The sequence below is a fragment of the Mesorhizobium sp. WSM4312 genome (assembly GCF_002294875.1).
Lineage (GTDB): Bacteria > Pseudomonadota > Alphaproteobacteria > Rhizobiales > Rhizobiaceae > Mesorhizobium.
In genome coordinates this window covers 334,084-357,619 of the sequence record NZ_NSFU01000005.1, presented here as the reverse complement: position 1 = coordinate 357,619, position 23,536 = coordinate 334,084, and the positions used below count along the sequence as shown (strand labels likewise).

Here is a 23,536-nt window from a genome sequence, read left to right as displayed (position 1 = left end):
ATTTGTTGGAAAAGGGCCAAAACACGGCATTACGAAGATTTAATGTGCACTGCACAATCGGCAGGCAGCGCCGCTATCGCCGCGAGCCGACGCCCATCGAACCTTCCGGGAACCCTATTTCAGCATCGGCCAAAGCGTGGCCGCCAAGAGCACGCCCATGGCGATGTTGAACCATTTCAGTCGCACCGGATCCGATAGAAAGCCCCGCAGTGCCGTGCCGAATCCCGCCCAAACCGAAACGCTCGGCAGGTTGACGATGGTGAAGGCGATCGAGATCAACACCACTGACAGGAACGGGTGCTCGGCATTGGCATAGACAGCCATGGCGGTGATCGCCATCACCCAGGCTTTCGGATTGACCCACTGGAATGCAGCCGCATCGATGAAGCGCATGGGCCGCCCTTTCGTGTCACCCTTGCCGGTCAGCGAGCGCGACATGGCGATCTTCCAGGCGAGATAGAGCAGATAGGCGCCCCCGCCGATCTTCAATCCAGTGTGCAGCGCCGGAAACGCCGTCAACACAGCGCCAAGGCCAAGGCCGACGGCAAGCAGCAGCACCAGGAAGCCCATGCTGATGCCAAGCATGTGCGGAACGGTTCTGGTAATGCCGAAATTCACCCCCGATGCCAGCAGCATGAGGTTGTTGGGCCCCGGCGTGATCGAGGTCACGAAGGCATAGATGAGCAGTGCGAGGAATGCGTCGAATGACATGTTATCCCCCCAGATATGTCAGCATTATTGTCTCTATTTTGCTGGCCGCACAAAGGCCAGCGCCCGGCCACCGATCGAACCAGGCGTTGTAGCGACGGATTCCTTGCGCGGTGGCGTGTCTACATGCCCTGCGGGCCGCGGTTCATGGCCGCCACGCCGGTGCGGCAGATTTCGACCAGGCCAAGCGGCTTCATGATGGCGATGAACTGGTCGAGCTTGGACCCCTTGCCGGTGATCTCGAAGATGAAATGCTCGGTGTTGGCGTCGATGACGCTGGCGCGGAATGCGTCGGCCAGCCGCAGTGCCTCGACCCGGGCCTCGCCGGTGCCGGCAACCTTGACCAGCGCCAGTTCCCGCTCCAGCGGCCGCTCCTGTCCGAATTCGTGCGAGCGCACGGTGAGATCGACCACGCGGTGGACCGGCACGATGCGCTCGAGCTGGTGCTTGATCTGCTCCAGCACATGCGGCGTGCCGCGCGTCACGATGGTGATGCGCGACAGGTGCTTTTCATGCTCGGTCTCGGAAACTGTCAGGCTCTCGATGTTGTAGCCGCGCCCGGAGAACAGGCCGATGACCCGGGCAAGCACGCCCGGTTCGTTGTCGACCAGCACGGAGAGCGTGTGATTCTCCGGCCGCTCCGTTTCCTTGGCGATGAAATAGGCGGAGCCGGTCGGTTGAAGGTGCTGTGCGTTCATGGCATGGATCTCAAATTCTTGGTCTGATTGTTTGTTTGCGCACGGCTTCTTTCGACAAGCCCTGCCTTGGCCCGTCGACTACACCAGCTCCCTGCCCTTGGCGTCGATGGCATTGGCCACGGCCTCGTCGGTGGCCTCGTCCGGCAACAGCATCTCGTTGTGCGCCTTGCCCGACGGGATCATCGGGAAGCAGTTCGCGAGGTTCGCCACGCGGCAGTCGAACAGCACGGGCTTGCGGACCGAGATCATCTCGGTGATGGCGTCGTCCAGTTCGTCCGGCTTCTCGCAACGTATGCCATGGCCGCCATAGGCCTCCGCCAGCTTGACGAAGTCAGGCATCGCCTCGGTGTAGGAATGCGACAGCCGGTTGCCGTGCAAGAGCTGCTGCCATTGCCGAACCATGCCCATATATTGGTTGTTGAGGATGAAGATCTTGATCGGCGCCTTGTACTGCACCGCCGCGCTCATCTCCTGCATCGTCATCTGCACCGAGGCGTCGCCGGCAATGTCGATGACCAGCGCATCGGGATGCGCGATCTGCACGCCGAGCGCCGCCGGCAGGCCATAGCCCATCGTGCCCAAACCGCCTGACGTCATCCAGCGGTTCGGCTTTTCGAAATGATAATGCTGCGCCGCCCACATCTGGTGCTGGCCGACCTCGGTGGTGATGTAGGTGTCCTTGTCCTTGGTCAGTTCGTAGAGCCGCTGGATGGCGTATTGCGGCATGATCACGTCGTTGTTCATCTTGAAGGCGAGTGAATCGCGCGCGCGCCATTTGGCGATCTGCTCCCACCAGGGGTAGAGCGCCTTCTTGTCGGCCTTGGCGGTAGCCCGCCACAGCCGCACCATATCCTCCAGCACCCGGCCGACATCGCCGATGATCGGCACCTCGGTGTGCACATTCTTGTTGATCGAGGACGGATCGATGTCGATGTGGATCTTCTTCGAGTGCGGCGAGAACGCATTGAGCCGGCCGGTGATGCGGTCGTCGAAGCGCGCGCCGATGCAGATCATCACGTCGCAGTCATGCATGGCCATGTTGGCCTCGTAGGTGCCATGCATGCCGAGCATGCCGACCCAGTTCTTTCCCGACGCCGGATAGGCGCCGAGCCCCATCAGCGTCGAGGTGATCGGGAAACCGGTGAGGTCGACCAGTTCGCGCAGCAAATGGCTCGCTTCCGGACCGGAATTGATCACACCGCCGCCCGAATAGATGATCGGCTTCTTGGCGGTGGCCATCAGTTCGACCGCGGCCTTGATCTTCTCCAGATCGCCCTGGACCTTCGGCTGGTAGCTGGTGCGCGGCGCGATCTGCGGCGGAACATAAAACCCCTTGGCGAACTGCACGTCCTTCGGGATGTCGACCACAACCGGACCGGGACGACCCGTGGTGGCGACATGGAAAGCCTCATGGATGGTCGCGGCCAGTTCGTTGACGTCCTTCACCAGCCAGTTGTGCTTGGTGCAGGGCCGCGTAATGCCGACCGTATCGCATTCCTGAAACGCGTCGGAGCCGATGAGAGAGGTCGGCACCTGGCCCGTCAGGCAGACCAGCGGGATCGAATCCATCAGCGCATCCTGCAGCGGCGTCACCGCATTGGTGGCGCCGGGGCCCGATGTCACCAGCATGACGCCGGCCTTGCCGGTCGAGCGCGCATAGCCTTCGGCCGCGTGGCCGGCACCTTGCTCGTGCCGCACGAGAATGTGCTCGACCTCGTCCTGCTGGAAGATCTCGTCATAGATCGGGAGAACCGCGCCGCCGGGATAACCGAAGACATGCTTGACGCCATTGTCCTTCAGCGCCTGCACCACCATTTCGGCGCCCGTCATCTCGCGCCGCTCACTCTGTCCGTTGCTCATCGGTCTGGTCCCGTACTGTCGCCGCTTGGGCGTTGCCACTTGGGTGTTGTCGGTCGTTTAGTCGTGTTTCAGGCAATAAAAAAGGCCCCCGAGGGAGCCTGTGTGTTGCGCATGGGAGGTTTTCGCCCGGCGGTTACACCGCCTTGCCCACGCGCCTTCCTACGAGAATGAGTGCCTTTTTCATGGTCGCGGACACTACGGGCCGGCAAGGCGCCCTGTCAACGGCAAAAATCGCGCCAGCGATGAAGGCGCTTCCCAATTCGACAAATGGCGCGTCACGATTTCGCGATGGGCCCCGCATCGTGCCGACACCGCCACCATCGCCCTTCGCAAGAGCGCTCCAATCCGGCTCGGAAACCGCTCTCTCCAGATAAGTCCTTGAAGCCACGCGAAACTATGGTGGGGCGTGACGAAGGCCGTCCTCTCTGCCGATACTTCATCGTCCGGCTTGCAAGTCGGGAGGAGCCACCATGACGGCCTGGATTTCACGGAGGAAAACATATGCTCGACAAGGCCCCAAGCAAGAAACTGTCCGACCTGCTCGACCAATTCGGCGGAGCCCTCGCCGCCAATGACATCGACAGGGCTGTCGGTTGCTTCCAGGAGGATTGCTACTGGCGCGACCTCGTCACCTTCACCTGGAACATCAAGACCATGGAGGGCAAGGACCAGATCCGCGCCATGCTGAAGAGCCAGCTGTCGAAGACGAAGCCGTCACATTGGGCGCTCGCCAAGGGCGAGGACGCGACCGAGAGCGACGGGCTGATCGAGGGCTGGATCAGTTTCGAGACCGAAGTCGCGCGCGGCTTTGGCCACATAAGGCTTAAGGAAGGCAAGATCTGGACGCTGCTGACCACCATGGTCGAATTGAAAGGCCATGAGGAACCGGCCGGCTTAGCGCGGCCGATGGGCGCCAAGCATGGCTCAGGCAAGAACCGTCCGACATGGAAGGAAGAGCGTGAGAAGGAGGCCGCCGAGCTCGGCTTCAAGACGCAGCCCTACACGCTCATCATAGGCGGCGGCCAGGGCGGAATTGCGCTCGGCGCAAGGCTGCGCCAACTCGGCGTGCCGACCATCATCGTCGAGAAGAACGAACGGGCCGGAGACAGCTGGCGCAAGCGCTACAAGTCGCTCTGCCTGCACGATCCGGTCTGGTACGACCATCTGCCCTATATCGATTTCCCGAAGAACTGGCCGGTCTTCTCGCCGAAGGACAAGATCGGCGACTGGCTGGAAATGTACACCAAGGTGATGGAGCTGAACTACTGGTCGTCGACCGAGGCCAGGAGCGCCTCCTATGACGACGAGAAGAAGGAGTGGACCGTCGTCGTCCGCCGCGACGGCAAGGACATCACCTTGAAGCCCAAGCAATTGGTTCTGGCCACCGGACAGTCAGGCAAGGCCAATCTGCCGAAATTCAAGGGCATGGAGAGTTTCAAGGGTGACCAGCACCATTCCTCGAAGCACCCTGGCCCCGATGGCTATGCCGGGAAAAGAGCCGTTGTCATCGGCTCCAACAATTCCGCTCATGATATCGCGGCGGCCCTTTGGGAAGCCGGCGCCGACGTCACCATGGTGCAACGCTCAAGCACCCATATCGCCAGATCCGACACGTTGATGGAGATCGGACTGGGTGCGCTCTATTCTGAGCAGGCTCTGCAGAATGGCATCACCACGGCCAAGGCCGATCTTATCTTTGCTTCGCTGCCCTACAAGATCCTGCACGAGTTCCAGATCCCGGCCTATGCCGAGATGAAGAAACGCGACGCGGCGTTCTACAAAGGGCTGGAGAAGGCCGGTTTCATGCTCGACTGGGGCGACGACGAATCCGGCCTGTTCATGAAGTACCTCAGGCGCGGCTCCGGCTATTACATCGACGTCGGCGCCTCCCAGCTGATCATCGATGGTTCGATTAAGCTGAGGAGCGGCGTCGACGTCGAAGAGATCAGGCAGCATTCGGTTGTGCTGAGTGACGGATCGGAACTGCCTGCGGACCTCATCGTCTACGCCACCGGCTACGGCTCGATGAACGGCTGGGCCGCCGATCTGATCTCGCGCGAAACCGCCGACAAGGTCGGCAAATGCTGGGGCCTCGGCTCCAACACCACCAAGGATCCCGGCCCCTGGGAAGGCGAATTGCGCAACATGTGGAAGCCGACGCAGCAGGAAGCGCTATGGTTCCACGGCGGCAATCTGCACCAGTCGCGCCATTATTCGCAGTTCCTGTCGTTGCAATTGAAAGCCCGGCATGCCGGCCTGCCGACGCCGGTCTATGGGCTGCAGACAGTGCACCACAAGGGATAGAAGGCAACCTCGCAAGGCCTTTTGCCATCCCGCATCGGCGATCAGAAAAGGGTGACCCTGCGCGGCATGTCCGCCGCGCGGGGTTTTCGTGTCAGTCCCGCAAAGTCACGCCGGTCGCCTTGGCCCAGCGCTCGAGGATCTTGCGTTCGTCAGGCGTAGCCAGACGGTTGCCGAAACCGCGCACCTGCACCGCCCGATGCTGTGGATCGAGCTCGATCGTCAGCAAGCGTTCGATCTTGCCGAGCGCCTTGCGTCGGAGCGTCCAGATCGAGGCATATCCGGCAATGCATTTGGTCGCATAGGACGACACGCAGTGATGCATCGCCCTCGACTCGGCAACGAGATCCTCCGCCGTCTTCAACTGGCGGATAGAGAACCACTCGCCATGCGCCTTGGCTTCCTTGGGCGACGGATGCCATTCCCAGTCCTGCAGGCGCGAGCCGGCCCATACATTGTTCTGCACCGGTGCGCAGGCGACGGGTTGAGCCCGCGCGACGGCACGCCGGCGCATCGCCTCGATGCGTTCGATCGCGGCAAGGTCGCGATGCCAATCCGACATCTGCCGGCTGAGCGAGGCGAGCGTGCGGCCCTTCAGGCTGTACGCCTTGTCACGCCGGTGCATGGCGGCGATATAGTCGCTGAGATCGTCGATCTCCTCCTTCGACGTTGGCTGCCCGCAGAAGAAGCGAGCCACCTCGCGCCAGAAGGCCAGATCGGCGCGCGGCGTGCGCGCGATCTTGGTGCGCGCCAGGCGAGCTGCCAGTCCGCAATCCTCGGTGTAGGAGCGAGCAATCGCGAACCAGAACGCCTCTTCGAAGGCAAAGTCGCCGGCCACGTTGAGGAAGCAATGCACCTCCTTGCGCGACAGCCACGCATTGGCGCCCGCCTTGTAGAGCGACCCACCACCTGCAACCGCGACGTACCAGGCAAGGCGAAGCGCGATCTCCTGGCCGTCCAGCCCCGATCGATCCAGCCAGATGGCCTCGAGCGCGGCCGAAACCGGATAGCGCGCATAGAGATAGCGGGCAGCCGCCAGCCGCAGTCGCGCCGGGTCGCGCGTCTTCAGCTTTGGACGCCACAAAGCCCCGTCGCGGATCGCCATGCCGGCATGGCCTCGGCGTACCTCGTCGAGCGCCCGCTCGAAATCCGGAGCGGGGCGCGGCATGGCGCAAACCCGCCGCAGCGATGCTTGATATGCTTCAATGCGTTGGCGCTCGGCGTCCTGCCTGCGCTGGATCATGGACCTGGCCATGGCCGTTCTTCCCGATTGGAACCCTGTCAACCGCACGCAATTCCAGCGCCGGCACGGAATGTGTCGATCTGGATTGGCGTGACATCTGACAGGCCTCCTCTGGGGATGACGGGTTGGAATGGGCGGGCTCTCTAGGCCCGCAGAAACTTTCGAGCAAGAGCAATCTTTCAATATTTACAATGGCCTGAGTAAGTGTTGCAAAGGCGCATCTCAGGCCTTCAGGCAGCCGCCATCGTCGGCCGGGAGCATGTAGGCTCCCACCGTTTCATCGATCTCAGCGGCATCGATACAGCCGCAGACAACGACCGCGGCAACGCATCGCAGTTTGGCGGCCGTCAGATCGTCAGGAAATGGAATCCGCTGCGGTGCGAGTCAGCCCGTTCGACCGCCATGGAGGCGCGAAATGCGTGAACAAGCTCTCATCATGCCTCCTTCAACAGTGTGGTCGATACGGGTGCGGCAGATGAAAAAGGGCCGCATGTCGGGCGCGGCTAATACTCCGGAACCATCCCGACAGCAATATGGCGAACGTGGCCAGCGTCGGCCGGCCCGGTCGAAGCGACCGCGCCAAGCCGGCTTGGTTCGCCTTGGACAGGTCGTTCGGTGCCGGCGTCAGGCAAACGCTCGCGGCAGCTCTCCGGCCGGAATGCAGCCACCGCATTGTCACCGTCGAAGCAGAAACACATGGGTTGCCCCCTTCCTGATGGGTCGCGTCAGGCGTGATCGCTGAAATCGCGCACGACGCGCTGCAGCAACGGCATGTAATCGCGAAACGCTCGCGTCTTCATGTTGGCGACCTTGCCGCCCTCGTCCCAGATACGGACCCGCACCGCCTCCTCGTGGAACGGGTTCTTGCGGAACTCGGCCACCTCGTCGGCGCTCATCGGTCCGCCCTGCAGCGACAGCGTATGGACCGAAGCCGGCGACAGTCTCGAGAAATAGGTCGGGTCGGTGGCGCAGAGATAGCGCTTGGCCGCGACATGCAGCCTCACGCATTCGACGATGATCGGCGGGAAGAACGGCGCCAGCACCTCGCCGCCGGCCTCGTCATGATGCTTGTCCTCGACATCGTCCGGCGAATAAGTGCCGAACTCGCTGGTGTAGTGGCCGATGTCGTGCAGCAGCGCGGCCGCCACCAGTACTTCGGGCGCACCATCCTGCTCCGCCAGCCAAGCCCCTTGCAGCATGTGCTCGGACATGGTGACGGGCTCGCCGAGATAGGATTCCGCGCCCCGGCGCTCGAAAATGTCGGCGATGAATTCGACGACATTGTCCGCGTTCAAATCCTGGCCGCTCATTCGGCGGCCTCCTTGAAGCTGTGCTCGATCGCCGCAAGCGTCGACAACAGGCCGTCCTTGTCGGCGTAGCAGCCCTGCAGCCAGCGCTTGCCGGTGCCCGAAAACGCCTTGCGGGCATGCATGACGCGCGTGTTGTCGACGATGAAGGCTTGGCCAGGCTGAAGCTTGAACGTCACTTCGAAGGCGGGATCCTCGATCAGCTCCGCGAACCGGCGATAGGCGGCATAGTAGGCGTCCATATCGGCGAACGGCACGTCGACGACAGGCGCCAGCGAACGGTTGTTGAAGCGGATGCAGATCAGCTCGCCATCCGGTCCGAGTTCGATCATCGGCCGCTTCGCCTGCAGCCGCACGCCGGACGAGCCGGCATATTCGAAGCGCGCCGGACAGGAACTCAGCAGCCGGAAGCCCTCAGGGTTTTCCGCCTGCAGCGCGGCCGCAACGGCAAAGCCGTCTACGACGCTGGACTCACCACTCTCCACCGTATTCTCGACACAGGCCAGGATCTGCAGCGTCGGCACCGGATCTCGATAGGGATTGTCGGTGTGCGCCTGGAGGCCGAGATTGGTGTAGGCGAGATTGTTCGGATTGACCTCGGCGCGCACTTCGAACCAGCGGCCGTAATTGGTCTCCCTGATATAGCCGAACAGGTCGGAGACCTTGCACAGCGCCCCGGACTCCGCCGGCAGTCCGTCCATCACCGCAAAGCCGTAGGTCCTCACCGCCGAAAGCCATTCGCGCAGGATGCTGCGGCCGTGAAAGGCCGCCTTGTAGCTGGCGCGCGGCACCGAATTCTGCATCGTCGCCTTGGTCCAGCGCTGGATGATATCGCCCGTCCAGCCGGGTTCGCGAAGCTCGTCGCGATCATAGGCGTTGGCGCTCAACCATTGAGCGGGAAAGCTGACCGTTTTTCCTTCCGGCACGAAGCTGATTTCCAGCGCGCCGCCCTTGATCGCGGCAGCCCCAATCCTCGTCTCGGCTGGAATGTCGAGGATGGTGATCAGCCGCTGGCCATTGCCGGCGCTGCGCGTCTTGTCGTCGAGCGCATTGTCGCGCAGCCACATGGCGTGAAAGCGGGTGCGCCTCCCACCCTGCCAGCCAAGTTCGATCGTTCTGCCTTCGTCGCCAATCAGCGCGTGGGTGAGCATGGATCCGTTCCTGTCCTCTACGCCCCGCGGCCCGGTCCGCAGGGTTTCGATTGCATGTTGGCCATAAGAAAGGCATAACTCAAATTATCATTTTTCGGTCAAAGGCCACAAATTTATAATGCCTCGGAAACCCATTCCCCCTCTCCCTCCCCTCGACTGGCTGCGCAGTTTCGAGGCCGCGGCGCGGCTGTCGAACTTCACGGCGGCCGCGGCCGAACTCGGCCTGACCCAGGCGGCCGTCAGCCAACATATCCGCCTTCTCGAGGAGCGGTTGAAGGCGCGCCTGTTCTCGCGGCTGGCGCGCGGCGTCGCGCTGTCGCCGGAGGGCGCCGCCTATCTGCCGCACATCCAGTCGGCCTTCGCCACCATCTCCAGCAGCACGACGGAACTGTTCGAGCCGCGCGCTGTCCAGACCGTCTCGATCCGGGTGCCGATCTCCTTCGCCTTGCTGATACTGGTCCCGGCGCTGCCCGATCTCGCCCAGGCGCTGCCGCGCATCCAGCTCGATCTGGTCACGATCCATCGGCCAACCGACTATGATTTGCCGGGCTCCGCGCTCGACATCCGTTTCGGCAACGGCTCCTTTCCCGGACGCGAGGCCGACAGGCTGACTGCCGAGCGGCTTGTGCCGGTGGCAAGTCCGACCCTCGCAGGTGGCGCCGACTGGACAGCTCTGCCGCTGCTTCTGGTCGCTGGCGCGCGCGAAATGTGGGCGGAATGGTTCACGGCTGCTGGACTGGCCGGCCACCCCCAGCGATCGCATCGCTTCGACAGTTTCGTCGCGGCGATGGAAGCGGCGAGCGCCGGCGCCGGCGTGCTGCTGGGGTCGCGGCCGCTTGTCGACGCAGCACTCAGGAACAGGAGCCTGGTGCCGCTTTCCGATTTCGAGCTCTCCAGCAGCTCAGGCCATTTTCTGACCAGCGCATCGACCGCGCGCCTGACCAGTGCCGAACAGGAATTCCGCCAGTGGCTGCTGGGGCACCTGTCCAGAAAGCCCCCGGCATGACCGGCACCGTCTGGCGCGATGTGGCGCCGACACGCTTCCAGCAAATCAACATGCCGGTCAGCCCGCCATGTCGGCGTCAATCGAGATGGCGCACGCGGCGCCGCTTGCGCGCGGCCTTGATGGCGCTGATGCGCTCGGAGTCTTCTTCCCGGAGATGCCGTCCACGCTCGAGGATCTCGAGCGTGTATTCCTCATAGGTCAGGCCCAGCCGCTCGGCCTTGTCCATGCGCATCAGCATGACTTCACGGCTCGGCGCCTTCCATGCCTTGGCGTGCGCGGCCTGCCAGGCCAGGAAAATGTAGGGATCGCCCTTGCCCCAGGGCGGCCCCTTATACTCATCAAGAGGCGGCCCCCCGTTGTGGGAGCGCTTTGGCCGTCTCGCCATGATCTCAGCCCTTGACCAGTGCGACGAGATAGTCGGCGCCCGCCTCCAGGGCATGAAAGGTGCAGTCCGACGGCGCGCCGAGCGCCAGGCAGTCGCCGGGTTCGAGCTTGTGCACCATATCGCCCTCGGTGAATTCGAGCCGTCCGGAAATCAGCCAGATCTGCTGCTTGATGAAGGCGTAGGAAGCCGCCGGCAGACTGACCCTGGCGCCAGGCGGCAGATGCACCTTGATCAGTTCGAGCGGCATGTCGCCGGCAGGTGACAGATGCCGCCTGACATAGCCTGTATCGGGATCGCGCCACACCGGCTGATCGGCCTCGCGTAGCAACCCGCCGCCTTGCAATTCCGCGCGTGCGATGAGGGTAGACAGCGTCATGCCGAAAGCCGCCGCGATGCGCACCAGAAGGGCCGCCGTCGGACTGGTCATGCCGCGCTCGATCGTGCTCAGCATCGCCTTGGAAACACCGGACCGCTCGGCAAGCTCGGCAAGCGACCAGTCCCGCACGACCCTTTCGGCATGGATCCGCCTGCCGATGGTCGAAGAAATATCGTTCGCTATATCATCCATTCGTCCATCATAGCGAAAGACAAGGATTGGTGAAGAGCCATTTCGCGACAATTTTCGCCAGGCGCTTAATCCTCTCTACACCATCCGACCTCATCCGGCCTTAACCCCATTCCAGTAGGGTCTGATGTCAAGGGAAATGGGGATTGGCCTGTCCATGTATGTCGAACGCGAAGCTTCCGTCGGAGAACCGACATCGCAGGAGCGCCGCAACGCAGAGCAGAACGACCGGCGCATTCTGGGCAATGTCGTGCAATGCGACGGCGCGCGCGCCACGATCGCCGCCTATGCCGATGACGTCGACGGCGCGGTGACCGGCCTTTGGACGGTCGGCAAGATGATCTCCATCAATTTGGGCACGACGCGAACCGTTGGCCTGGTCTATGGCATCGGCAAGTCGGACCGCGCCTGGAGCAATGAAGGCCAGAACGCCATCGAGGTCAGCATCGAGCTGATCGGCGAAGTGCGCGATGGTGCCGAGCCCGGCGCCAAGCCGGTCTTCGACCGCGGCATCACCGCCTATCCGCATATCGGCGCGATCGCGCACCGCATCCGCAGCCGCGACCTGCAGGCCGTCTACGATCTCGCCGGCCGCCATTCCATCACCATCGGTTCGCTGTCGCAGGACGAGGCGATCGCCGCCAACATCGCCATCGACGACACGCTGGCGCGCCATTTCGCCATTGTCGGCACCACCGGCGTCGGCAAGTCCACCGCCGTCTCGCTGCTGCTGCGCAAATCGATCGCAGCGCGCCCCGATCTGCGCATCCTGATCCTCGACCCGCACAATGAATTCGCGGCGTCGCTGCCGGAATATTGCGTCAAGGTCGATTCCAAGACGCTCGACCTGCCGTTCTGGATGTTCAGGCTCGAGGAATTCGCCGAGGTGCTGTTTCGCGGCCGTGAAACGGTGCCGGAAGAGATCGACGCGCTGCGCGACCTCATTCCGCTGGCCAAGAGCCTCTACCGCAACCCGAATTCAGGCGCCTATATCAGGCGCGGCAACGATGCCCTGACCGCCGATACGCCGGTGCCTTACCGCATCGCCGATCTGCTCAAGCAGATCGACGAGCGCATGGGCATGCTCGAAAGCAAGAACGAGCGCCCGACGCTCAAATCGCTGAAGACGCGCATCGAATCGGCGTCCGCCGATCCGCGCTATCGCTTCATGTTCAGTTCGCGCCTGATCGAGGACACCATCCACGAGACGATCGGCAACATCTTCCGCGTGCCGCATCACGGCCGGCCGGTGACCTGCTTCGAGATGGCCGGCATGCCTTCCGAAGTGGTCAACTCCGTCTGTTCGGTGCTGGCGCGCCTGGCCTTCGACCTCGCTCTGTGGAGCGAGGGCAAGCTGCAGCTGCTGTTGCTGTGCGAGGAAGCGCATCGCTATATGCCGGCCGATCCGCGTCTCGGCTTCGCGCCGACCAGGCACGCGCTGTCGCGCATCGCCAAGGAAGGCCGCAAATATGGCTGCTATCTCGGCGTCGTCACGCAGCGCCCCGGCGAGCTTGACCCGACCATCCTGTCGCAATGTTCGACCTTCTTCGCCATGCGGCTCGCCAACGAGCAGGACCAGGCGATCATCCGCTCGGCCATCGCCGACTCCTCCGCCTCCACGCTTGCCTTCCTGTCGTCCATGGGACAGCGCGAAGCCATCGCCTTCGGCGAAGGCGTGGCGACGACCATGCGGCTGAAATTCGAAAGACTGCCCAGCCACCTGCTTCCCGGCGCGGCCAAGCGCGAACAGATCGAGTCGCCAAAGGCCGGCGATGATGTCGACCTGGTGGCGATCGTCGAGCGGCTGCGCAACGTGCCGAAACCGACGCCGCAGGCGATGGCCTTCGCCGAAGTGGTCGATTCCGGCCGCCAGGCCGGCGATCCCGACTACCGCAAGCCGGCAACCGGCCGCGCGCAAGCAGACGACGATTTCGACATGCGCTACGGCCTAAAGCCCGCCACATTCGGCCTGCGCCCCCAGAACGACTGAGCCTGCAACTTTCTGACGAAGAGCGGCACCAGCTTCGAAAGGCTCGACGTCGAACCAGCTTGGGTAAATCCCGAAAGGGAATTCATCAGGCCGGATTGAATGGCGCGGTTTTCGAGAAGCCGGAGCGGAGCGGACATTCAGTCCGTGAGCACCGGAAGTCGAGAAAGCCGCGTCAGGCAACCGGCCTCATGAATTCTTCTTCGGGATTTTAGGCGCAGACGCGGTTGCGGCCCTGCCTCTTCGCCTCATAGAGCTGGCGGTCGGCGCGGCGGTAGAACTCCTCGGCCGTTTCCTTGCGGTCCCAGACGGCAAGGCCGACGCTGGTGGTGATCTTGAGCCGGACGTTGCCCGAAAGGATCGACATGTTGGCTACCGCCTTGCGGATGCGCTCGGCGAACTTGGCCAGCAACTCCGCCTCCATGTTGGGCGTGACCACGGCAAACTCCTCGCCGCCCAGCCGTGCCACCACGTCGTGGAAACGTGTCATGTCCTTGAGGCAGCTGGCGACGGCCCTGAGGACCTCGTCGCCGACATCGTGGCCGTGCGTGTCGTTGACCTGCTTGAAATGGTCGAGATCGAGGATCATCAGCCCGACCGGCTTTTCGATGCGGCGGAACTCCTCGAGATATTCCTTAAGCGCATCGTCGAAATAGCGTCGGTTCTGCATGCCGGTCAGGCTGTCCGTCAGCGCGGCGTGCTCGAGCGTTTCGGAGCGAGCGCTGAGCGAAACCGTCATGGCGCGCAGCTTGCCTTCTTCCGTCGCCTGTTTGCGGATCAGCGGATAGATGAAGAAGATGCCGAAAAACAGCGCGGTCGCAAGCAGCACCCCGGTCGCGAACAACAGCTTGTTGAGGTAGATGACCTTGTCCAGGCCCGACTGCGTATGGAGTTCCGTGGCGAAGGATTGCAAGAGCCCATAGGCGTGCAGCGTCACCAGGCCAGCGGCCAGGATCACGAAAATAAAGACGAAAAAAGCGGATTCCGCCTTATGGAAACGCATCTGCTCCCCAATGGAAAAGTGCCCATCGACCTTATGGCACGGACCGCCTTACGGAGCGTTAATCCCGGCAACTTCGGCGCGAACCCTTCCGTCATGGTCAACTTTTTAAGTTGCATTAGCAACAAGTGTTTGGATCGTGGTTTCGAGATTGTCACCGGGGCGCAATCTATGCCATTCCGGCCCCAGCTGGTGGCGAAACCAGGTCGCCTGCCGCTTGGCGTATTGTCGGGTTGCAATCTTGGCGCGCTCGATTGCTTCGGCAAAGCTCAACTCTCCAGCCATCGCCGCCTGCAGGTCGCGAACGCCGATCGCCTTCATTGCCGGCAGATCCGGATCAAGGCGAAGGGCCGCAAGCTGCCTGACTTCCTCCAGCGCGCCCTTGTCCAGCATCTGGTCGAAGCGCCTCTCGATGCGATCGACCAGCGCGGCCCGATCCGGCTCGATGACCAGGAAACGCGCCGTCTGCCTGTCGATGAGCGGCCGGCCGCGCTCGGCCTGCCATTCCAGGATCGATCGGCCGGAGGCGTCGAGCACTTCGAGCGCCCGCACGATGCGCTGGCTGTCAGTTGGCTTGAGCTGCATGGCGGCTCTCGAATCCTCGCGCAGCAGCAGGCCGTGCAGCTTGACCGCGCCTTGCTCCTTCAGCTCGTAGCGCCAGCGGTCGCGGATGCGCGGCGGAATGTCAGGCATTTCCGAAATACCCTCGGCCAGCGCGCGAAAATAGAGGCCGGTGCCGCCGACGAAGACCGGCCGCCGCGACAGTTCGCCATCGTCGATGAGTTTCATCACGTCGCGCAGCCACGCGCCCGTCGAATAGGCGGTCGCGGGTTGGACGTGGCCGTAGAGAAAATGCGGCACGCGTGCGAGGTCGGCCGGCTCCGGGCGGGCGGTCAGCACGTCGAGCACCGAATAGCCTTGCATGGAATCGGTGTTGACGATGACGCCGCCTGCGCGTTCGGCCAGGTCGAGCGCCAATGCCGACTTGCCGCTGGCGGTCGGCCCGGCTATCAGGATCGCGTTCTTCACGCGACCTTCGCCCGCATCCGTGCCGGAATCCTCTATGCCGCTCATTGCCACGCTTGTTTCCCGTCCCGCTGACCGCGCAGTATCGCCGTCGCTTGCGAATATGGCCTCGCGGTCGGTGGGCGCAAGCACTGTCGTCTGGCTGGCCGAAGGCATTGCCTGCGATCTAGCCCTGCCGCAAGCGGCCGACACCGCCAATACCACAGCTGCCCTGCGTGCCGCATTGGCCGCGGAACCGGTCGACGTGATTGTCCAACAGGCCGAAACGCGCCGCAAGAAAATCCTCATCGCCGACATGGATTCGACCATGATCGACCAGGAGTGCATCGACGAGTTGGCCGACGAGATCGGCCTCAAGGAGCACGTCGCGGCGATCACCGCGCGATCGATGAACGGCGAGATCGCCTTCGAGCCGGCCCTGCGCGAACGCGTCGCGCTGTTGAAGGGGCTCGAAGCCGCCATCGTCGACCGCATCGTCGCCAATCGGCTGACATTGGCCTCGGGCGGCCGCACGCTGGTGCAGACCATGCTTGCTAATGGCGCCTGGGCGGCGCTCGTCTCGGGCGGCTTCGAAGTGTTCACGACCCGCATCGCGGCCATGCTCGGCTTTCAGGAGAACCGCGCCAACCGCCTGCTCGAACAGGATGGGCGCTTTACTGGCCTGGTCGGCGAGCCGATCCTCGGCCGCGCTGCCAAGGCCGACGCGCTGCTCGAAATATCCGCACGCCTTGGCCTGACGCCAGCCGACGCCATCGCCGTCGGCGATGGCGCCAACGACCTCGACATGATCCGCCTCGCCGGCACCGGCGTCGCGCTGCATGCCAAGCCGACCGTGGCGGCGCAGGCCAAGGTTCGCATCGACCATGGCGACCTCACCGCATTGCTCTATCTGCAGGGCTATCGCCAGGAAGAGTTCGTCAAATGAAACCCATGCGCACCGAACGCCTCATCCTGCGCAATTGGGAAGAGCGTGACCGCGAGCTCTTCCATCGCATCAATTCCGACGAGCGCGTCATGGAATTCTTCCCGTTCCGTCGTGACCGTGCCGCCGCGGACGCCAAGATGGACGAGGTCCGCGCATGGATCGATGAGGACGGCTATGGCTTCGCCGCGGCCGAGATTGCCGCCACGGGCGAGTGCATCGGTTTTGTCGGCCTGTCTGGAACAGAGGATATCGACGTCCTGCCCGCCGGCACCATCGAGATCGGCTGGCGGCTGGCGCCCGAATTCTGGGGCAAGGGCTATGTCACCGAGGCGTCGCAAGCCTGGCTGGCTTACGGTTTCGAAACATTGGCCGTCGAAGAGATCGTCTCCTTCGCGGTCGCGGGAAACCACCGCTCGACCGCCGTCATGAAACGCCTCGGCATGACAGCCGATCCGGCGGCCGACTTCGACCATCCCGGCATTCCCGACAGCCATCCAAAGCTCAAGCGGCATGTGCTCTACAGGCTTTCAGACGAGGACTGGCAGGCAAGAAAAAAGGCGGCCGGTTAGAGCAATTCCAGGAAAAGTGCGAAGCGGTTTTCCCGGGAAAAGCGCATAGCGCTTTCCCTTGGGAATTGCTTCAAAACAAAAGCATAGAGCATTTCACCGTTTCCGTGTGAAATGCTCTATCCGCCTTTTTGAAAATCGCCGGATTGAAATCTCAATCCATCCGGATCGTCACGAAGCGCAACTCGCCGGTCTTCGACGCCAGCATCAGGAGCGCGTTCTTGCGGCCCTGCTCCTTCAGCGCGCCGATCCGGTCCATGACGTCCTTGGGCGTGGCGACCGATTCCTGCGCGATCTCGGTAATCACCTCGCCCGGCTGTATGCCGCGTTCGGCGGCGGCCGAATCCTTGGCCACGTCGGTGATGACGACGCCGGAGACATCGGCGGCGATGCTGAACTTCTTGCGCGTCTCGTCATTGAGTTCGCCGACGGTCATGCCGAGCACCGAGGCGGTCGAAACGGCCGGAGCCTTGTTGCCCTTGTCCTGGTCGGTGTTGCCGTTCTCGCCGCTGGCAAGCTTCTCGCCATCCTCGAGCCGGCCAAGCGTCACCTTCACCGTCTGCTCGACGCCCTTGCGCACGATCAGCACGTCGACGGCCTTGCCGACGGGGCTTTCGGCGACGACGCGCGGCAGGTCGCGCATTTCATGGATGTCCTTGCCGTCGAACTTGATGATGACGTCACCGGCCTGGATGGTGCCGTTGTCGACCGGGCCGCCCTTGATGACGCCGGCGACCAGCGCGCCCTTGGCGGTCGCCATGCCGAGGCTTTCGGCGATGTCGTCCGTCACCGGCTGGATGCGCACGCCGAGCCACCCGCGCCGCGTCTCGCCAAACTGACGCAACTGGTCGACGACGCCCGCGGCAAGCTGCGAGGGAATGGAGAAGCCGATGCCGATCGAGCCACCGGACGGCGAAATGATCGCGGTGTTGATGCCGATGACTTCGCCGGCGCTGTTGAACAGCGGTCCGCCCGAATTGCCGCGATTGATCGCCGCGTCGGTCTGGATGAAATCGTCATAGGGACCGGAATTGATGTCGCGGTTGCGCGCCGACACGATGCCGACCGTCACCGTGCCGCCGAGGCCGAACGGATTGCCGACAGCCATCACCCAGTCGCCGACGCGCATCTTGGTGGAATCGCCGAACTTCACCGCGGTCAGCTTGTGGCCTTTCGGATCGACCTTCAGCACCGCGACGTCGGTCTTGGTGTCGGTACCGACCAGCGTCGCCTTCAGCGTCACGCCATCGGAGAAGTTGACCTCGATGTCGTCGGCGTCGGCGATCACGTGATTGTTGGTGACGACGATGCCTTGCTCGGCGTCGATGACGAAACCGGATCCCAGCGACTGCACTTTCTGCGCGCTATTGTCCTTGTCGCCGCCGCGGTTCTTGAAGAAATCGTCGAAGAAATCCTGGAATGGCGAGCCCTCGGGAAGCTGCGGCATCGGCACCGCGCCTGGCCCCTCCGTGCCCTTCACCGTCTGCGAAGTCGAGATGTTGACCACCGCGCCGAGCACGCCCTGCGCCAGGTCAGCCACCGAAGCAGGCCCATCGGCCGCGAAGGTCGGCGCCACGAAGGACGGGACGGCGACGGTGCCGACGAGCAGCGCTGCCGTGCCGGCGATGAAGGTCCGCCGCGCCGCGCGCAAAAGGAGTGTGGATGTCATCGAGAAGCCTCCCGGTCTTTCTGAAAGAGAAAGCGCAACGGCGAAAACACCGCGTTGCGCTATGTTGGCAAAAAATACGGCACGTTTGCGGCTACGACTATCGGCAGAGGATTAATCCTCCGTTTTGCCGCGGACGAATAACGGCCATCTCATCCGCCCCGCACCAGCCAGACGATGCCGACACCGATGGCGATCGCGACCAGCCCGGCGATCCGCAATGCGTTCTCCGGCATCGACAGGACATCGCCGGCGAGCTTCCGCGCGAAGCCGGGAAAGCCGCCATAGACCAGGCCCTCTATGACGAGGACCAGGCCTATCGCCGCGAAAAAGTCCTGCACCCGCTATTTCTGGCCGGTGCTGGGTTGTGTCGTCGGCGCGGCGGGCGCCGTTGCCGGTGCGGCGGCTGCCGCCGGTTTCGCCGGCCCTTCCTTGCTATCGGGATCGCGGAAGTAGCGGAAGAACTCCGAACTCGGCGACAGCACCATGGTCGTCCCGGTGTTGTCCAGCGCCGTGCCGTAGGCATTCATCGACCGGTAGAAGTCGAAGAAGGCCGGGTCGCGCTTGTAGGCGTCCGCGAAGGTAGCGCTGCGCTGGGCTTCGCCCTCGCCGCGCAGGATCTCGGATTCCTTCTGCGCTTCGGCAACGATCTCGACCACTTCACGATCGGCGCGCGCCGTAATGCGCTGTGCCGCCTCGTTGCCGCGTGCCCTGAGCCGGGCGGCCTCGGCCAGACGTTCCGCCTTCATGCGATCGTAGGTCTGCTGTGAAACCTCGGCCGTGAGGTCGGTGCGGCGGATGCGGACATCCTCGATCTGCAGGCCGAGCGAGGTGGCGTCGGGCCGGAGTTGATCGCGCACCTCACGCATCATCACGGCACGCTGTTCCGAGAGTGCCGCCTCGAAGTCGCGCAGGCCGTAGACGCGGCGCAAGGCAGCGTCGAGACGCGTCCTCAGCCGCGCCTCGGCCAATTCGATCTGACCGGACACGGCGGCACGGAAGACGCGCGGATCCGAGATGCGATAGGCGATGAAGGCATCGACCTCATAGAACTTACCGCCCGACACCTGGACGCGGATGTTGTCGAGGTCGAAGCGCAGCACCCTGTTCTCGATCAGTTGCACCGTATCGGCGTCGAAGAACGAGAACGGCGCCTTGAAATAGATGCCGGGCTCGGTCTTGACGTCGACGATCTCGCCGAACCTCAACACCAGCGCCTGCTGGCGCGCATTGACCACGAAGACCGAGGAATAGATCAGGAAAAGCACGACCGCCGCGATGACGACGAAAATGGGAAGACGGTTGGCCATCACTGTGTACCTCCCGTGTTCGCGGCAGGCGCGGCCGGAGCCAGCGGTTTCGCCTGCAATGCCGGCAACGGCAGATAGGGCACGACACCTTGTCCGTTGCCCTGCTCGACGATGACCTTGCTCGAGTCCTTCAGAACCCTCTCCATGGTTTCCAGATAGAGACGCTTGCGGGTTACATCCGGCGCCTTGGCGTACTCGTCATAGACCGAGATGAAGCGCTGGGCCTCACCTTCGGCTTCCTGCACCACACGGTTCTTGTAGGCGGCCGCGTCTTCGCGGATCTGTGCCGCCTGGCCGCGCGCCTGGCCGAGCTTCTGGTTGGAATACTGGTTGGCCTGCTCGACGAACTTGTCCTCGTCCTGCTCGGCACGCTGCACCTCGTCGAACGCATCGGCCACTTCGCGTGGCGGCGCTGCATCCTCGATCGATACGGCGTTGACGTTGAGACCGGCCTTGTAGCCGTCCAGCGTCGACTGGATGATTTCTCGCACCGACGCCGCTATGCCCTGGCGGTCGTCGCGGAAGATATCCTGTGCCGGCCGGCGGCCGACGGCTTCGCGCATGGCGCTTTCGGCAACCTGCCGCAGCATGCCGTCCGGATCCGAGACGTCGAACAGATAGGCCCGGGGATCGGAGACCTGGTAGGCCACCGAAAACTGCACGTTGACGATGTTCTGGTCGCCCGACAGCATCAGGCCGTTGCCGCTGGTGTTGCCGCCGCCAATGTCGACGAGCTGCTCGGAAATCTTGGCCGTCTCGACGGTTTCAAGCGGCCACCAATGGAAATGCAGGCCAGGTTGTGAGAGTTCGGGCTTCGGCTTGCCGAAACGCAATTCGACGGCGACCTCGTCGGGCTGCACCGTATAGACCGCCTGGAATGCCCACAGAACGACCAGCACCGCGGCAATCAGCCCGAACACTGCCGGACTGGCGCCACCGCCGCCGGGCAGAGCGCGCCGCAGCCGGTCCTGGCCGCGGCGGATAATGTCTTCGAGGTCCGGGGGCGAGCCCTGTGGGCCGCTTGGCCCCTTGGGCCCCTGCCCCCAAGGCCCCTGATTGTTACCGCCGCCGCCCCACGGGCCGCCGCCTCCGCCACTCTTGTCGTTCCAGGGCATGAACGTCCTTTCGCTTGGAATTCCCTCAAGCGCCGGAGTTACGGCGCAAATCCAGTGTTGTTCTTCTATAGGGACGCCACAGCACGCTTTCAACGCGATGCGCCGCCGACATCATCCGTTTTGGGCCGGTAGCGACCCTTTGTCGTCCTTCAATGCACTTTTTGTCTATCAAAGTATCGGGCGGCGGCGCTCATAAACCGAATAGCGTGTTGCGTGGCTGTCCTTTTCCCCGGCCGGAACCCCCTGCGAACTGACCACGCGCCATGTCTCGGCGTCGATCGGCGGGAAATGCGCGTCGCCGTCGACGGCGGCCAGCACATGGGTGACGTGCAGCCTGTCGGCCAGCGGCAGCGCCTGGGCATAGATCTGACCGCCGCCGATCACGCAGGCCTCGTCGATGCCGGCCATGCAGCGCGCGCGCACCGTTGCCAGCTGAATCGCGGCCTCCAGCGTATGCGCCACCTCGACGCCCTCGGCGCGCCAGCTCTTGTCACGGGTGACGACGATGTTGAGCCGGCCCGGCAGCGGACGGCCTATGCCTTCATAGGTTTTGCGGCCCATGATGATGGGCTTGCCCATCGTGTCGGCCTTGAAGCGCTTGAGATCGGTGGAGAGCCGCCATGGCAGTCCGCCATCCCGCCCGATCACGCCGTTCTCGGCAATGGCGACGTAGATTGCCACATGCATCAGTTCGCGTCCCCGCCATTGCTGTCCGACGGTTCGAGCAGCAGGATATCGATGTCGTGCTCTGGGTAAAAATCGTTCGCGGTCATCTCGAAACTCGTCGGCCCGACCTTTTTGACATTGTCGCCGCAGAACGAGACCAAGTCTTTCGGATTGCCCTTGTCGACGGTCAGCTTGAACTTACCGATGGTGCCCGCCGCCCAGTTGCCGCCGGTGGTCAGTATATAGGCGATGCGGCTTTCATAATATTTGGGATAGCCTTCCGGATTGTCCTTCGCCGCCTTGCGCACCGCGTTCTCGAACGTGTCGTCCATGCAGTAGCGGGTCTTGTATGTCGCATATTGCCCCTGGAACTGGCCGTCATAGAAGAAGCTGACCGACGACGTGCCGCCGACGCTCGGCTTGTAGCGATGGGAAACGTGAACGTCCTTGTTGGCCGGAAAGGTCGAGCGCCACCAGTAGGTCGAGCGCAATTGCCAGAACGGCGCATAGGAGGATTTCATGCCGCTGCCGTCATCGGCGGTGTCCTCGATGATGATGCCGCGGTTGACCCAGTCCTCGGCCACCGCTTGCGGCAGCTTCGCCAATGCCGCCTTGGCCGCATCGCCGAACGGGTTGAACGGCACATTCTGCGCCTTGAGATCGGCACCGATGTCGATGCCGAGCGCGAACACCTTCTGCTCGAGTTGAGGCTTTGCCGCGACACCATCAATCGTCACCTCGAAGCCGAGGAAATTGTCGCTTTGGTTTTCGGGGATGGCCGGCATTTCTTCGGGGTCGCCCGAGATATCGGGCATCGGGAAGGCGACGATCGCGTCGACATCCTTGTCGGTGTTGTTGTGAAAGACGTAGTCGACCGTGACCTTGTCGGGCGAGATGAAGAGATCCTCGCTTTGCATCGCGACCGCATCGCTGCGCGACAGGATCAAGCCGCCTGTGCCAAGCTCGGCAACCGAATCGTTGGCCAATGCGGGTGCCGTCGAAAGCGCCAGCGCCGCAGTCAGAACATATTGCAACATCGAAGCCCCCTCGGCAAGAATGCCCCGACGACCCTAGCCGTTTCAATGCGGCGTTTCAAAGCCCTTCCACTTGCGTGACTACGCCACACCGGCCTGGACATGCTGGCGGTCTGGACTAACAGCTTCCGATCGGGCAGGAGTTCGGCCCATGCGCAAGCTTCTCGTCATCGGCATCGGCGCCGGCAACCCCGACCACATGACGGTTCAGGCCATATCAGGCTTGAACCGTGCCGATGTGCTGTTCATCCCCGACAAGGGTGCCAAGAAGAACGACCTTGCCGAATTGCGGCGCGAGATCTGCGACCGCTTCGTCAGCAACCCGAAATCGCGCCGCGTCGAATTCGACGTGCCGGTCCGCGCCGAACCGACGTCTTCCTACCGCTCGACTGTCGACGACTGGCACGAAGCCATCGCTGCCATCTACGAAGCCCTGATCCGCGACGAGATCGCCGAGGATGGCTGCGGCGCCTTCCTGATCTGGGGCGATCCTTCGCTCTACGACAGCGCGCTGCGCATCCTCGAGCGCGTGCGCCTGAGGAACAATGTCGCCTTCGAACTGGAAGTCATCCCCGGCATCACCGCCATCCAGGCGCTTGCCGCCAGCCACAAAATGGCACTGAACCGCATCGGCGATTCGTTCCTGGTCACCACCGGCCGCAGGCTGACCGAAGAAGGTCTGGCCAGCAATGCCGGCAGCACAGTCGTCATGCTGGACGGCAAATGCGCCTTCAACACAGTCGCCGACCCGGATGTCATCATCCATTGGGGCGCCTATCTCGGCACGCCGGACGAGATCATCGTCTCCGGTCGCCTCGGCGATGTCGGCGCCGAGATCGAAAAGGTCCGCGAGCAAGCCCGCCGGCAAAAGGGCTGGATCATGGACACCTATCTGCTGCGCAAGCCGGAAGAATAGGCAGTAGGCAGTGAAATTCTAACTTAGACGCGCGTTAAGGCAGATTTGGAAACGAAAATCTCCGACGGCGAAGAGTTGGGCCGCAATCCCTACTGCCCTAC

The 23,536-nt window shown here is 63.1% G+C and carries 22 protein-coding genes; 6 read left to right on the top strand and 16 right to left on the bottom strand.

Annotated elements, in window-relative coordinates; all coding sequences use genetic code 11:
* Nucleotides 1-114: 114 nt before the first annotated feature.
* The 3 genes from CK228_RS10595 to CK228_RS10585 all read right to left on the bottom strand — a co-directional run bounded on the left by CK228_RS10595 (nucleotide 115) and on the right by CK228_RS10585 (nucleotide 3,266).
* Nucleotides 115-711: a LysE family translocator gene (locus tag CK228_RS10595; protein WP_095787807.1), complete on the bottom strand. Its 597-nt coding sequence runs from the start codon at nucleotides 709-711 to the stop codon at nucleotides 115-117.
* Nucleotides 712-830: 119 nt separating this feature from the next.
* Nucleotides 831-1,406, bottom strand: a complete 576-nt coding sequence (gene ilvN, locus CK228_RS10590; protein WP_013894763.1) for an acetolactate synthase small subunit — start codon at nucleotides 1,404-1,406, stop codon at nucleotides 831-833.
* 78 nt (nucleotides 1,407-1,484) lie between these two features.
* Nucleotides 1,485-3,266: an acetolactate synthase 3 large subunit gene (locus CK228_RS10585; RefSeq protein ID WP_095787806.1), complete on the bottom strand. Its 1,782-nt coding sequence runs from the start codon at nucleotides 3,264-3,266 to the stop codon at nucleotides 1,485-1,487.
* Between the two features lie 501 nt (nucleotides 3,267-3,767).
* Here CK228_RS10585 and CK228_RS10580 point away from each other — a divergent pair.
* Nucleotides 3,768-5,570 carry an NAD(P)/FAD-dependent oxidoreductase gene (locus CK228_RS10580; protein ID WP_095787805.1) on the top strand — a complete coding sequence of 601 codons (1,803 nt, stop codon included), beginning with the start codon at nucleotides 3,768-3,770 and terminating at the stop codon, nucleotides 5,568-5,570.
* A 91-nt stretch (nucleotides 5,571-5,661) separates the two neighbouring features.
* Here the strand turns inward: CK228_RS10580 and CK228_RS10575 are convergent, their stop codons facing one another.
* The 3 genes from CK228_RS10575 to CK228_RS10560 form a co-directional block, all read right to left on the bottom strand.
* Complete coding sequence (locus tag CK228_RS10575) at nucleotides 5,662-6,822, bottom strand: PcfJ domain-containing protein (protein WP_095787804.1); 1,161 nt, start codon at nucleotides 6,820-6,822, stop codon at nucleotides 5,662-5,664.
* A 713-nt stretch (nucleotides 6,823-7,535) separates the two neighbouring features.
* Entirely contained in the window at nucleotides 7,536-8,120 is a 585-nt protein-coding gene (locus tag CK228_RS10565) for an HD domain-containing protein (RefSeq protein ID WP_095787802.1), read from the bottom strand.
* Nucleotides 8,117-9,268 carry a gamma-butyrobetaine dioxygenase gene (locus CK228_RS10560; RefSeq protein ID WP_095787801.1) on the bottom strand — a complete coding sequence of 384 codons (1,152 nt, stop codon included), beginning with the start codon at nucleotides 9,266-9,268 and terminating at the stop codon, nucleotides 8,117-8,119. Before CK228_RS10560 ends, CK228_RS10565 begins: the two co-directional genes overlap by 4 nt.
* A 118-nt stretch (nucleotides 9,269-9,386) precedes the next feature.
* On the opposite strand from CK228_RS10560, the gene CK228_RS10555 reads away from it, so the two are divergent.
* Nucleotides 9,387-10,274, top strand: coding sequence for a LysR substrate-binding domain-containing protein (locus CK228_RS10555; RefSeq protein WP_095787800.1), 888 nt, complete (start codon nucleotides 9,387-9,389; stop codon nucleotides 10,272-10,274).
* Between the two features lie 76 nt (nucleotides 10,275-10,350).
* Here CK228_RS10555 and CK228_RS10550 read toward each other — a convergent pair whose 3' ends face one another.
* Together CK228_RS10550 and CK228_RS10545 are read right to left on the bottom strand one after the other, a co-directional pair.
* Nucleotides 10,351-10,659, bottom strand: coding sequence for a hypothetical protein (locus CK228_RS10550; protein WP_095787799.1), 309 nt, complete (start codon nucleotides 10,657-10,659; stop codon nucleotides 10,351-10,353).
* A gap of 4 nt (nucleotides 10,660-10,663) precedes the next feature.
* Nucleotides 10,664-11,227 carry an XRE family transcriptional regulator gene (locus CK228_RS10545; protein ID WP_095787798.1) on the bottom strand — a complete coding sequence of 188 codons (564 nt, stop codon included), beginning with the start codon at nucleotides 11,225-11,227 and terminating at the stop codon, nucleotides 10,664-10,666.
* A gap of 154 nt (nucleotides 11,228-11,381) precedes the next feature.
* Here CK228_RS10545 and CK228_RS10540 point away from each other — a divergent pair, with 154 nt between their 5' ends.
* Nucleotides 11,382-13,214: an ATP-binding protein gene (locus tag CK228_RS10540; RefSeq protein ID WP_095787797.1), complete on the top strand. Its 1,833-nt coding sequence runs from the start codon at nucleotides 11,382-11,384 to the stop codon at nucleotides 13,212-13,214.
* A 208-nt stretch (nucleotides 13,215-13,422) separates the two neighbouring features.
* On the opposite strand, the gene CK228_RS10535 is transcribed toward CK228_RS10540, so the two are convergent.
* Nucleotides 13,423-14,214: a GGDEF domain-containing protein gene (locus CK228_RS10535; protein WP_095787796.1), complete on the bottom strand. Its 792-nt coding sequence runs from the start codon at nucleotides 14,212-14,214 to the stop codon at nucleotides 13,423-13,425.
* A 105-nt stretch (nucleotides 14,215-14,319) separates the two neighbouring features.
* Nucleotides 14,320-15,285, bottom strand: a complete 966-nt coding sequence (gene miaA / locus CK228_RS10530) for a tRNA (adenosine(37)-N6)-dimethylallyltransferase MiaA (RefSeq protein WP_095787795.1) — start codon at nucleotides 15,283-15,285, stop codon at nucleotides 14,320-14,322.
* Here miaA and serB point away from each other — a divergent pair.
* Complete coding sequence (gene serB / locus CK228_RS10525) at nucleotides 15,275-16,162, top strand: phosphoserine phosphatase SerB (RefSeq protein WP_095787794.1); 888 nt, start codon at nucleotides 15,275-15,277, stop codon at nucleotides 16,160-16,162. The two genes, miaA and serB, sit on opposite strands and share 11 nt — an antisense overlap.
* Nucleotides 16,159-16,731 carry a GNAT family N-acetyltransferase gene (locus CK228_RS10520; protein ID WP_095787793.1) on the top strand — a complete coding sequence of 191 codons (573 nt, stop codon included), beginning with the start codon at nucleotides 16,159-16,161 and terminating at the stop codon, nucleotides 16,729-16,731. Before serB ends, CK228_RS10520 begins: the two co-directional genes overlap by 4 nt.
* 151 nt (nucleotides 16,732-16,882) lie before the next feature.
* On the opposite strand, the gene CK228_RS10515 is transcribed toward CK228_RS10520, so the two are convergent.
* The 6 genes from CK228_RS10515 to CK228_RS10490 form a co-directional block, all read right to left on the bottom strand.
* Entirely contained in the window at nucleotides 16,883-18,397 is a 1,515-nt protein-coding gene (locus CK228_RS10515; RefSeq protein WP_095773076.1) for a DegQ family serine endoprotease, read from the bottom strand.
* Between the two features lie 149 nt (nucleotides 18,398-18,546).
* Nucleotides 18,547-18,735 carry a DUF2065 domain-containing protein gene (locus CK228_RS10510; RefSeq protein ID WP_095787792.1) on the bottom strand — a complete coding sequence of 63 codons (189 nt, stop codon included), beginning with the start codon at nucleotides 18,733-18,735 and terminating at the stop codon, nucleotides 18,547-18,549.
* A 3-nt stretch (nucleotides 18,736-18,738) separates the two neighbouring features.
* Nucleotides 18,739-19,704, bottom strand: coding sequence for a protease modulator HflC (locus CK228_RS10505; RefSeq protein ID WP_095787791.1), 966 nt, complete (start codon nucleotides 19,702-19,704; stop codon nucleotides 18,739-18,741).
* Complete coding sequence (gene hflK, locus CK228_RS10500; protein WP_095787790.1) at nucleotides 19,704-20,819, bottom strand: FtsH protease activity modulator HflK; 1,116 nt, start codon at nucleotides 20,817-20,819, stop codon at nucleotides 19,704-19,706. Before hflK ends, CK228_RS10505 begins: the two co-directional genes overlap by 1 nt.
* A 168-nt stretch (nucleotides 20,820-20,987) precedes the next feature.
* The gene (locus CK228_RS10495; protein ID WP_095774005.1) at nucleotides 20,988-21,506 is read right to left on the bottom strand and encodes a dihydrofolate reductase; all 519 of its coding nucleotides are present in this window, start codon (nucleotides 21,504-21,506) and stop codon (nucleotides 20,988-20,990) included.
* Nucleotides 21,506-22,522, bottom strand: a complete 1,017-nt coding sequence (locus CK228_RS10490) for a DUF4424 domain-containing protein (RefSeq protein WP_095787789.1) — start codon at nucleotides 22,520-22,522, stop codon at nucleotides 21,506-21,508. Before CK228_RS10490 ends, CK228_RS10495 begins: the two co-directional genes overlap by 1 nt.
* A gap of 148 nt (nucleotides 22,523-22,670) precedes the next feature.
* Between CK228_RS10490 and cobF the strand changes: the two genes are divergently transcribed.
* The gene (cobF, locus tag CK228_RS10485) at nucleotides 22,671-23,435 is read left to right on the top strand and encodes a precorrin-6A synthase (deacetylating) (RefSeq protein ID WP_095787788.1); all 765 of its coding nucleotides are present in this window, start codon (nucleotides 22,671-22,673) and stop codon (nucleotides 23,433-23,435) included.
* Nucleotides 23,436-23,536: the final 101 nt, after the last annotated feature.